The sequence below is a fragment of the Pseudomonas protegens genome, assembly GCF_003363755.1.
In the GTDB taxonomy this organism is placed as follows: domain Bacteria; phylum Pseudomonadota; class Gammaproteobacteria; order Pseudomonadales; family Pseudomonadaceae; genus Aquipseudomonas; species Aquipseudomonas danubii.
Map to the genome: position 1 here is coordinate 754390 of NZ_CP031396.1, position 9526 is coordinate 763915.

The window sequence follows — 9526 nt, forward strand, 5'->3', positions numbered from 1 at the left end:
GGTTGCGCCCGGTAACAAGCGCCATCGGGGCTGCGGCAACCCCCGGAGCCACCCGGGCGTTGCCGCGGTCAACGCCTCAGAACGTCAGGCAGATTTTCCCCAGGTGCGCGCCCGAGGCTTCATGGGCGAAGGCCTTGGCGATCTCTGCCAGGGGGAAGGTGCTGTCGATCACCGGCTTGATGCCGGTGGCTTCCAGGCCACGGACCATCTCGATCTGCTGCTGGCGGCTGCCGACGATCAGGCCCTGCAGGCGTTGTTGCTTGGCCATCAGCGCCGCCGTCGGCACCGGGCCGGACCAGCCGGTGAGCACGCCGATCAGGGCGATATGCCCGCCGATGCGGCAGGCCGTGATCGACTGCGGCAAGGTGCCCGGGCCGCCGACTTCCACCACGTGATCGACGCCGCGCCCGCCGGTGAGCCTGAGCACTTCGTCGCCCCACTCAGGCTGGGTGCGGTAGTTGATGGTGTGGTCGGCCCCCAGTTCGCGGACCCTGGCCAGCTTGGCGTCCGAGGACGAGGTGGCAATCACCGTGGCGCCCATGGCCTTGGCCAGTTGCAGGGCGAAGATCGACACCCCGCCGGTGCCCAGCACCAGCACGGTTTCCCCGGCCTTGAGCGCGCCATCCACCACCAGCGCGCGCCAGGCGGTCAGGCCGGCGGTGGTCAGGGTCGCGGCTTCGGCGTGGCTGTAGCCTTGGGGCGCGTGGGTGAACCAGTGGCTGGGCTGGATCACCACTTCACGGGCGTAGCCGTCGACGCCATCGCCCGGGGTGGTGCTGAAATCGGCAATCGCCGGGCCGCCATCGTGCCAATGGGGGAAGAAGCAGGACACCACCGCATCGCCGACCTTGAACTCGCTGACGCCCTCGCCCACCGCTTCCACCACCCCGGCACCGTCGGCCATGGGAATCCGCCCATCGGCAGTCGGCAGCGCGCCGGTGACCACGGCGTAATCGTGGAAATTCAGGGAACAGGCATGCAGGCGCACGCGGATCTGCCCGGCGCCGGGTTGCCCGGGATCGGCCAACTCCACGGTTTTCAGGTTGTCCAGGGATGCCGGCAGGCTGAGCTTGATGGCTTGCATGGAATGGGTCTCCACAGATCGATAATTGTCCAGGGGGCTAACCCTACCACCAATACCGGCGATCTGTAGCCGCTGCCGCAGGCTGCGAACGGCTCCGCAGGAGACGCAGGTTTTCAGTGCCGCTGGAGGCTCGGCTCGGAACTGCCAAGCAAGGCCCTGCGGGCCTTTGCGCAGCTTCGCGGGCTCAGCAGCGGCGACAACGCTCAGCGGGTTTCAACGCTCCCCCACCCTGGCTCGCACAAAACACTGCTCGGTCACCGTCGCGCCCCACTGGTCGCCCACCTGCTCCTGCGCCAATACGAAGCCGTGTTGCTCATACAGCGTGCGCGCCGCGTCCAGGCCCTTGAAGGTCCACAAGCGGGTGGCGGCAAAGCCCCACTGGTCGCAGAACGCCAGGGCCTCGCCCAGCAGTCGCCGGCCCAGCCCGCGACCGCGGGCAGCATCATCGAGAATGAAGCAACGCAGGATCGCCTCGCCGCCCTCGCCTTCCCCATCGATGGCGATGGACCCAACGATCCGCTCGCCCCGCAGCGCCACCCAAACCTGGTTGCGCGGGTTGTGCAAACGCCCCATCAGCTCGGCCATGTCCGCCGCCACCAGGCTTTCGAAGGGCTGACCGAAACCGGCCCGGGCGGCGTAGTAGCAGGCATGCATTTCGGCAATGCGGCCAATCACCCCCGGCCGGTAGCCAGCGGCGATGGACCAGCACTCGGGCGGCTCGGGCGCCTCGCCCAGGCGCACCGCACGCAATGCCCGGGCGTAGTCGGCGATGCCTGTCGAGGCGCAAAGCTGCTGGTCCGCGCTCAGGTGCGTCAGGGCCGCGGCCACCTGGGCCTGGGCAAAACGGTCGATGCCGTCCAGGGTCTGGCGTCCCTGGGCGGTGAGGTGCAGCCGCTTGGAGCGGGCATCCTGGGCATCGGCCTGTTCGCTGAGCTCGCCCGCCTCCACCAGCTTGCGCACCAACCGGCTGACGCTGGATTTCTCCAGGCCCAGCAGTGTCACTAGGTCACTGGCGGTCAAGGCATGGCCCTGGCCGATTTCCAGCAGCGCGTGCACCGCCGAGGGCGGGTAGTCGGTGGCGGCCAGGGTGCTGTGCATGAAGCCCAGCTCGCGAACCATCTGCCGGGAAGCCTGGCGCAATTGAGGGATGAAACCTGCGGATGGGCTCGACATAAGCGTGACCTCGTTCGTGGACTTTTTAGTTGTAGCTTACAACCATATAGCCGACAAGCCCGATGTGCTCGGGCCCTGGTCGGCAGCGATAAAAACTCGAGCACGCACTAATGAGAAGCATTACCATAAACGCCCTTTTCGCCCGCCTCGGTCCCGGAACCTCTATCGATGGTGCCCAATTCTTCGCTACAGCGCGCCGTGGGCGAGCTCTACGTCCAGCATCACAACTGGGTGGTGCAGTTGCTGCGGCGCAAGCTCGGCAACCAGGACCAGGCCCTGGACCTGGCGCAGGACACCTTCCTGCGCATTCTGCGCAGCGAGCAACTGCCGCTGTTGCGTGAACCTCGGGCCTACCTCAATACCGTGGCCAGCCGCCTGTGCGGCCAGTATTTCCGCCGCCAGGCCCTGGAGCGCGCCTACCTGGAATCCCTGGCGCAGCTGGAGCCACAGCACCAGCCTTCGCCGGAAACCCGCCTGCTGGTGCTCGAAGCCCTGGACGCCGTGGGCCAGGTACTGGATGGCCTGGGCGCCCGGGTGCGCGAAGTGTTCTTGCTGTCCCAGCTCGAAGGCCTGACCTACCCGCAGATTGCCGAGCGCCTGCAGCTCTCGGTCAACGTGGTGCAGAAAGCCATGCTCAAGGCCTACCGCCATTGCTACGCGGCGGTGTACCCGGGATGAACGCCTTCCAGCCGGTGGACGATCAGGGCGCCGTGGAACAGCAGGTCCTGGACCAGGCTCTGGAGTGGCTGGTGTTGCTGCAATCGGGCATCAGCAACCCCGAGCAGCAGGCCGCCTGCCTGGCCTGGCGCCGGGCCGAGCGGCAACACGAACTTGCCTGGCAACGCCTGGTCGGCATCGGCCAGGACCTGCGTGACAGCACCCGCAGCCTGCCCGCGCCCCGTGCCCGGCAGCTGCTGCAGGCCCGCAGCCACCCTGGGCGGCGCACCCTGCTCAAGGGCATCGTCGGCCTCGGCGTGGTGGCCGCCAGCAGCTGGAGCGTGCGTGAACGGCTGCTGTTGCCGCAGCTGTTCAGCGACTACCACACCAGCACCGGCGAGCGCCGCCAACTGCAACTGGCCACGGGCGCCAGCCTGCAACTGGACACCCGCACCAGCCTCGATCAGCAGCACAGCCCCCTGGGCCTGCAACTGCAGCTCAACACTGGCCGCCTGCTGTTGACCCTGGGCAACGCCGCGCCGCTGCGGATCGTCACCGCCGATGCGTGGATACTGCTGGCGCCCCAGTCGCAACTGATCCTCAGCGTCGGCTGGCCGGGCAGCCACGGCACCCGGGCACAGGTGCTCGCCGGCAGCGGCTCGCTCAGTAACGCCCAGCACCCCGCGCTGAGCCTGGGCGCGGGCCAGCAAGTGGAAATCAACCAGCAGCGGATCGGCGCCCTGACCACAGTGCCCGCCACCGCCAGTGCCTGGACCCAGGGCCTGCTGATCGCCGAGCGCCAGCCCCTGGGCGAGGTGATCGCCGAGCTCGACCGCTATCGCCCGGGCCTCTTGCGCTGCGCCGCCGAGGTCGCCGGGTTGCGCGTCTCCGGCTCGTTCTCCCTGGACCAGCCGGACGCCAGCCTCGACCTGTTGGCCAAGACCCTGCCGATTCGCATCCGGCGGGTGATGGGTTACTGGGCCACCGTGGAGGCCAGCTGATTTTTTCGGTTTTTTTTCCGAAGCGGCGGCAGTTTTTTCAATCTCGTGCATCAAGACCTGGGAAGAAGCTGGAAAACAGCTCAGCGCCAACCCTTCTCAACCCACGGATTTCCCTTATGCACATTCGCCTTACGCCCCTTGCCGCGGCCTTGCGCCCGGTGTTCATCGGCCTGTCCATCGCCAGCACCAGCCTGCCACTGATGGCCGCCGAAGCCGGCGCCGCCGTGACCGACCGCCAGCAGCGCGACTACGCCATCGCCCCGGGCGACCTGGACCAGGTGCTGGGCGCCTTCGGCCAGCAATCGGCAAGCATGATCGCCATCGATGCCAGCCTCAGCGCCGGCAAGCGCAGCACCGGCCTCAATGGCCGCTTCAGCGTGGACGAAGGCCTGCAGCGCCTGCTCAAACCCCTGGGCCTGCAAGCCGTGGCCGAGGGCGCGGGCTATCGGGTGGTCCAGGCCAGCGGCGGTGAACGGGTCGAGCTGGGGGCGACCACGGTCAGCGCCAACCAGTTGGGCAGCGTTACCGAAGGCACCGGTTCCTATACCCCAGGCACCATCGCCACCGCCACCCGGCTGGTGCTGACCCCGCGGGAAACCCCGCAGTCGATCTCGGTGGTGACCCGCCAGGTGATGGATGACTTTGGCCTCACGGCAATAGACGACGTGATGCGCCACACGCCGGGTATCACCGTATCCACCTACGACAGCGAACGCACCAACTACTATTCCCGCGGTTTCTCCATCGTCAATTTCCAGTACGACGGCATCCCGACCCTGCGTGACGCCCAGTACTCGGCCGGCCAGACCATGACCGACATGGCGCTGTACGACCGCGTCGAAGTGCTCAAGGGCGCGACCGGCCTGCTGACCGGCGCCGGCGGTCCTGGCGGCACCATCAACCTGATCCGCAAGAAGCCCACGTCCGAGTTCAAGAGCAGCATCGAGCTCGGCGCCGGCTCCTGGGACAACTATCGCACCCAGATTGATGTCAGCGGGCCGCTGACCGACTCCGGCAACGTCCGCGGCCGGGCGGTGGCCGCCTACCAAGACAAGAAATCGTTTCTTGATCACTACCAGCGCAAGACCAATGTCTACTACGGCATCCTTGAATTCGACCTGTCACCGGACACCCTGCTGACCCTGGGTGCCGACTATCAGGACAGCGACCCGAAGGGCTCGAGCTGGACCGGCACACGTACCGTCTATGACCCGGACGGCAATTATCTGAACCTGCCTCGCTCGTTCAACAATGGTCCGAAGTGGAGCAGTTGGGAACAATACACCCGTACCGTGTTCGCCACCCTGGAGCACAACTTCGACAATGGCTGGGTCGCCAAGGCCCAGTACAACCACCAGATCAACGGCTATAACGCGCCCCTGGGCTACGTCTCCCAGGACACCGCTACCACCAGTTCGATCTACGCTCGCAAATACACTGGCGAAACCACCAGTGACAGCCTCGACGTCTATGCATCCGGACCTTTCGAACTCTTCGGTCGAGAACACCAGCTGGTAGTGGGCCAGTCCCTGTCGATCTCGGAATGGAAGGGCAAGGACTATTCCGACGCCACCTATTTCGACAACGCCTATGACTTCTACAACTGGCACGGCGAAGCCATCGAGCCCCTGTGGAACCAGCCGACCAAGATCAACGATGAAACCACGCGCCAGACCGGCACATACATCACCGGCCGCTTCAGCCTGATGGACGACCTGTCGCTGCTGCTCGGCACCCGCGTCGCCAATTTCCAGGTCACCGGTACCAGCGACACCAAGGAGAGCGGCAAGGTAGTGCCCTATGCCGGCCTGGTCTACGACCTCCACGACAATGTCTCCGCCTACGCCAGCTACACCGAGATTTTCCAACCGCAAACCCAGTACCGTGACCGCACGCGCAAGATGCTCGAACCCAACGAAGGGAAAAACTACGAGATCGGGCTCAAGGGCGAGTTCTTCGACGGTCGCCTGAACTCCAGCCTCGCCTACTTCGAGGTACACGAGGAAAACCGTCCAATCGCCGACACCATCTACAACTCCAATCCTGGGGTCGACTTCTCCTATATCGCCACCAAGACTAAGACCAAGGGCTACGAAGCGGAGATCTCCGGTGAGCTGCGTCCTGGCTGGCAATTGCAGGCCGGCTATACCCACAAGGTCAGCCGTGATGCCGACGGGGTGAAGGTGGCCACCTGGGAACCGCAAGATCAGCTCAGTTTCTATAGCAGCTACAAGCTCGGCGGCAGCCTCGACAAACTGACCCTGGGCGGTGGCGCCCGCTGGCAGGGTGAGGGCTGGCAAACGCTGTACAACCGTGGCAAGGACCGTTACGAAAAGTTCTCCCAGGACCCGTTCTGGCTAGTGGATCTGATGGCGCGCTACCAAGTCACCGACAACCTTTCGGCGACCCTGAACGTCAACAACCTGTTCGACAAGTCGTACTACACCAACATCGGTTTCTATGACTCGGCCTACTACGGTGACCCACGCAATGTGATGGTGACCACTCGCTGGGACTTCTAAGACCTGGTTCCCCAATCGGTGCACCCTGCCCAATCGGGCAGGGTCGGGCCGCTGACAATCACCTGGTATCGGGTAGCCCGATGCGGCGACCACGGCAGCAAAATCACTACAGCCATCCGCACACTTCTGTTAAAACTCCTGGCTGATCGTTCCGTGGTGAAGCCTTCCATGTCCCCAACCCTGTCCCAGCGCCTGCGCCGTCGCTGGTTTTCCCTGCTGTGCCTGGCCGCGCTGGTCGGTGGCCTGCCGGTGAGCTGCGCGGTGCTCGAACACCAGGAGCGCAAGTTGGTGTTTCGCATCGAGCCGGGCACCGCCGGCTGGTATCGCGGCCTGCCGAGCACGGTGCAGGAGCTGGAACTCAAGCCGAAAAGCTTCAAGGCCGGGCAGAACCTCCACGCCTGGTGGTGGCCGGCCACGCGCGCCGACGCCCCGGCGATCCTCTACCTGCACGGGGTGCGCTGGAACCTCACCGGCCAGCTGTTTCGCATCGAGCAACTGCACGCCCTGGGCTACTCGGTGCTGGCCATCGACTACCGCGGCTTCGGCCAGAGCCACGGCGACCTGCCCTCGGAAAGCAGCGTGTATGAAGACGCGCGCATCGCCTGGGAGCGGCTCAAGCTGCTGCAGCCCGACGCCCGCAAGCGCCTGATCTACGGCCATTCCCTGGGCGGCGCGGTGGCCATCGACCTGGCCGCCGAACTGGGGCTCACGGCCGCCGCCGAGAAAACCCCGATTGCCGCCCGCGGGCTGATCGTCGAGTCCACCTTCACCACCCTGGCCGATGCCGCCGCGGCGGTGACCAAGACCTCGCTGCCGGTGCGCTGGGTGCTGTCGCAGAAGTTCGACTCCGTCGACAAGATCCGCGACATCGGCATGCCACTGCTGGTGGTGCACGGCCTGAAAGACGACTACGTACCACCACGCTTGAGCAAGGAACTGTTCAAGGTTGCGCTGCAACCGAAAAAGCTGTTGCTGGTGCCTGGCGGCACCCACAACAACAGCATGCGCCTGGCGGGCAAGGACTACGGCCAGGCGATCAATGCCCTGCTGCGGGCCAAGCCGGCGTCCAGCGTCGCCGGCCCGACGGCCAGCACCGCGCCCACTGGCTGAAGCTGCTGGCTAGGACGCGAGGCCGGGGCTTGGCTGGGGTCGCCAGGCAAGGCCCTGCGGGCCTTTGCGCAGCTTCGCGGGCTCAGCAGCGGCTACAGGAAACCCTCTGTGTAGCCGCTGCCGCAGGCTGCGCAAGGCACCGAAGGGGCCTCGACGCCCTCAGGATCGCTGCACACCTGCGGCTCGTTCGCAGCCTTCAGCAGCGGCTACAAGGCGCTCTGCCCGCCGCTCACGGCCACGCTCGGCAAGGCCGCTGGCGGACACAACGCGTCGCCAATGGTGCGCAACTTCAGGCAGGTTTCCTGGTACTCACTCGCGGGGTCCGACTCACCGACAATCCCGCAACCGGCAAACAGGTGCGCCTGGTTGCCGCGAATCAAGGCCGAGCGCAGGGCCACGGCAAACTCGCCATCGCCCTCGGCGTTGAGCCAGCCCACCGGGGCGGCGTACCAGCCACGGTCCAGTTGCTCATGCGCGCGGATATACCCCAGGGCCTTGACCCGGGGCAGGCCGCCCACCGCCGGGGTCGGGTGCAGGGCGTCGACCAGTTGCAGCAGGTCCACCTGGGGCCGCAACCGCCCCAGCACCGGGGTCAGCAGGTGCTGGACGTGGGCCAGGCGGTGCAGTTGCGGCTGCGCAGGAATCTCCAGCATGGCGCAATAGGGCTGCAGCGCTTCGCGCAGGGTCTGCACCACCAGGGCGTGCTCGTGGCGATCCTTGGCGCTGTCCATCAGGCCCTGGCCCAATTCGGCGTCCTGTTGCTCGTGCTGACCGCGGGCGCAGGTGCCGGCCAGGGCCACGGTGTTCAAGGTGCCCCGGGCCACGCGCACCAGACGTTCGGGGGTGGCGCCGAGGAAGCAACTGTCGCCGCGGCTGAAGGCAAACAGGAAGGCCTGGGGATAGGCCGCCCTGAGGTTCTCCAGCAAGGGGCCGCAGGGAATGCTGCGCGGGGCCCGCAGGCAAACTTCCCGGGCCAGCACCACTTTGCTCAGTTCACCGGCGTTGATCCGGCCGATGGCGCCGGCGACGGTGGCCTGCCACTGCTCGGCGCCCGGGGCGTCGTCGTCCTGCCGGGTGCCCACCGGCACCTGCAGTGACGGTGCATGGGCATAGCGGACCTGCAGCAGGTTCCATTCCGCCGCAAGGCCGGCAGCGCAATGGGCCACATCGGCGCCCGGCTCGATCCACAGGCTGAACAGCCAGTGCTGCTGTTCGCCTTCGCGCAACAACAGAATCCGTGGCAGCACCAGGGAGGTGGCGGCGAACGACTGCCACTGAGTACTGCGCGGCCCCTGGGGATCGAAGGCGAAGCCGCCGCACAGATAAGCCTTGCGCGGGCCGACCTGATGGGCCTGCTCCAGCAGCTGGCGCCAGGCCTGGGTACTGGCGGCAAAGCGCTCGGCGGCCGGCGGGCTGATTTCCTCGGTGCAGCCGAACCCGGCCAGGGCCAGAGCGCCCTGCTCGCTGGACCAGAACAGACTCTGGCCGAACACCTGGCGGTTGGCGGCAAACAGCCGCAGTGGCTCCAGGCGCTCGGCGGCCAGGCTGAACACCACCAGTACCGCGCGACTCTTGCGCCGAGCCTGGGCCTCGCCTTCACGCAGGGCCTGGGTCAGTCCGGACAGGCACGACTCATTCATTGCCGACTCCTTGCTCAAGCCCGCGCTGAACGCGCCAGTGGCGCACTTGCTGGGCGATGTTCCAGTGGATGATCTGGGCAAACAGCGGCACCACGAACATCGGGTCCAGGCCCGCCTGCTCGGCCCATTGCTGACGCTGCGGGAGCATCGCCGCGACCCGCTCCGGCGCGGCGATGCTGTCCTGGGTCGGCTTGAATTGTGCGGCCGCCTTGACGTAGGCCAGGCGTTGGCCGAGGGCCTGGATGATCTGCTGGTCCAGGGTGTCGATCGCCCAGCGGATGTCTTCCAGGGCGCTGCATTGCTCGGGGGTTTTCATGTTGATGACTACCAAGGGAAAAT

General features: G+C 66.3%; 8 protein-coding genes. 4 read left to right on the forward strand and 4 right to left on the reverse strand.

Annotation, left to right across the window (positions count from 1 at the left end; translation table 11 throughout):
- Positions 1-76: 76 nt before the first annotated feature.
- Together DWF74_RS03215 and DWF74_RS03220 are read right to left on the reverse strand one after the other, a co-directional pair.
- Complete coding sequence (locus DWF74_RS03215) at positions 77-1084, reverse strand: zinc-dependent alcohol dehydrogenase family protein (RefSeq protein WP_115580307.1); 1008 nt, start codon at positions 1082-1084, stop codon at positions 77-79.
- Positions 1085-1297: 213 nt separating this feature from the next.
- Complete coding sequence (locus tag DWF74_RS03220) at positions 1298-2257, reverse strand: MarR family winged helix-turn-helix transcriptional regulator (RefSeq protein WP_115580308.1); 960 nt, start codon at positions 2255-2257, stop codon at positions 1298-1300.
- 168 nt (positions 2258-2425) lie between these two features.
- Here DWF74_RS03220 and DWF74_RS03225 point away from each other — a divergent pair, with 168 nt between their 5' ends.
- From DWF74_RS03225 to DWF74_RS03240, 4 genes are all read left to right on the forward strand, one after another.
- Entirely contained in the window at positions 2426-2935 is a 510-nt protein-coding gene (locus DWF74_RS03225; protein WP_115580309.1) for a sigma-70 family RNA polymerase sigma factor, read from the forward strand.
- Positions 2932-3915, forward strand: a complete 984-nt coding sequence (locus tag DWF74_RS03230; RefSeq protein ID WP_115580310.1) for a DUF4880 domain-containing protein — start codon at positions 2932-2934, stop codon at positions 3913-3915. Before DWF74_RS03225 ends, DWF74_RS03230 begins: the two co-directional genes overlap by 4 nt.
- A gap of 116 nt (positions 3916-4031) precedes the next feature.
- Positions 4032-6437: a TonB-dependent siderophore receptor gene (locus DWF74_RS03235; protein WP_115580311.1), complete on the forward strand. Its 2406-nt coding sequence runs from the start codon at positions 4032-4034 to the stop codon at positions 6435-6437.
- A 168-nt stretch (positions 6438-6605) separates the two neighbouring features.
- Complete coding sequence (locus DWF74_RS03240) at positions 6606-7547, forward strand: alpha/beta hydrolase (RefSeq protein ID WP_115580312.1); 942 nt, start codon at positions 6606-6608, stop codon at positions 7545-7547.
- Between the two features lie 206 nt (positions 7548-7753).
- Here the strand turns inward: DWF74_RS03240 and DWF74_RS03245 are convergent, their stop codons facing one another.
- Positions 7754-9187 (reverse strand): isochorismate synthase, encoded by a 1434-nt coding sequence (locus DWF74_RS03245; protein WP_115580313.1) that lies wholly within the window; start codon positions 9185-9187, stop codon positions 7754-7756.
- On the reverse strand, positions 9180-9503 hold the full coding sequence (locus DWF74_RS03250; RefSeq protein ID WP_102863566.1) for an isochorismate lyase: 324 nt from the start codon (positions 9501-9503) through the stop codon (positions 9180-9182). Before DWF74_RS03250 ends, DWF74_RS03245 begins: the two co-directional genes overlap by 8 nt.
- Between the last annotated feature and the right edge of the window lie 23 nt (positions 9504-9526).